Here is a 1302-nt window from a genome sequence, read left to right as displayed (position 1 = left end):
TGTGGTTCCCCCGGAATCGTGGAGGACTCCTCTATGCGGCTTCGGGCTCGGTCAGTGCGGCGTTCTCGTAGTCGACCGGACTCACCATCCCGATCGTGCTGTGCCGGCGCTGGTGGTTGTAGAAACCGTAGCACCACTCCAACACGACGGCCCGCGCCTCCATGATAGTGTTGAAATCATTGCGTGACAACACTTCCCACTCCAGGGATGAGAAGAATGCTTCGGCGGCGGCGTTGTCGAAACACGATCCGACGCGCCCCATCGACTGCCGGATACCCATCTTCCGGCACAGCTTGGTGAACCGTTTCGCAGTGTACGTCGACCCGCGATCGGTGTGAAAAATCAGCTTCTGCGCATCGTCGTCACGCCATATCGCCTGCTTACCGCCCCGCGTGGCGACCGCCATCTCGATGGCCGCACACGCCAACGCAGCATCCGGGTGGCGACTGGTGGCCGCACCCAACAGACGGCGACTGTAGAGGTCGATGACCGTGGCCAGATACAGCTTGCCCGCCGCGGTCGGGATCTCGGTGATGTCTCCGACCCACCGTTCATCGGGGCACTGTGCGGTGAAATCGCGACCCAACAAATCGGGGAACTTCGGAGCGGTTCTGTCCTGGCGGGTCAGCCCGTTGCGCCGGCGGATCCGCCGCGCCACCAGGCCCTGACGACACATCGAATCAGCGACAGTCTTCTCGGTCACCGTCCACCCGTCAGCACGCAGATCCGCATGCAGGCGCGGCGACCCGTGCAGCCCGCGGGCCTTGTCGAAGGCCACCGCGACGGCACGGTCGATGGTGTCCCGGCGGTAGTCGCGTGTGGTGTGCAAACCCGTTGCCGCACCCGGTGATTGGGACCGGTTGTGCCATTTGTAGAACCACGCCTCGCTGACCCCGAGTAGCCGGCAGCTCACCGCGTGTGGCACCCGGTACTTGGTCCTCTGGTCGGCGACAAAGCGTGCCACGCTCACTTCGTCGCCTCCTTCACCCACAGGACCACCGATCGCTTGAGGACATCACGCTCCATGCGCAGCTCGGCGACCTCGTCGCGCAACCGTTTGAGCTCAGCAGCGTCATCAGGGGTCAGCTCGCCGCTGCCCTCCCGCTCGGCGCGCGCCCGGTTGACCCAGTTGCCCAACGTGCCCTCGTTGACCCCCAGGTCTCGGGCGACCTGGGCGATCGGCTTACCTGTCTCCTCGACGATCCGGACCGCCCCATCACGAAACTCCCGGTCGTACTTCTTCCGCTTCTCTGGCATCGTGCTCCTCATTATCGATGCCTCTACGGTTCGGGGGGAACCTCA

General features: G+C 64.4%; 2 protein-coding genes. Both read right to left on the bottom strand.

What is annotated here, in order from left to right:
- Positions 1–31: 31 nt before the first annotated feature.
- Positions 32–970, bottom strand: coding sequence for an IS3 family transposase (locus Q9R39_RS24660; protein WP_075863380.1), 939 nt, complete (start codon positions 968–970; stop codon positions 32–34).
- The gene (locus Q9R39_RS24655; RefSeq protein ID WP_075863408.1) at positions 967–1257 is read right to left on the bottom strand and encodes a transposase; all 291 of its coding nucleotides are present in this window, start codon (positions 1255–1257) and stop codon (positions 967–969) included. Before Q9R39_RS24655 ends, Q9R39_RS24660 begins: the two co-directional genes overlap by 4 nt.
- Positions 1258–1302 lie beyond the last annotated feature (45 nt).

This window comes from Gordonia sp. AC31 (assembly GCF_031844505.1).
Lineage (GTDB): Bacteria > Actinomycetota > Actinomycetes > Mycobacteriales > Mycobacteriaceae > Gordonia > Gordonia hongkongensis.
Note: the sequence above shows the minus strand (reverse complement) of the source record. Positions and strands in the feature narration are given on the sequence as shown.

Bases quoted from the DNA above. Each gene is read 5' to 3' on its own strand.
- Q9R39_RS24655 (WP_075863408.1), bottom strand. From the start codon at position 1,257: ATGCCAGAGAAGCGGAAGAAGTACGACCGGGAGTTTCGTGATGGGGCG.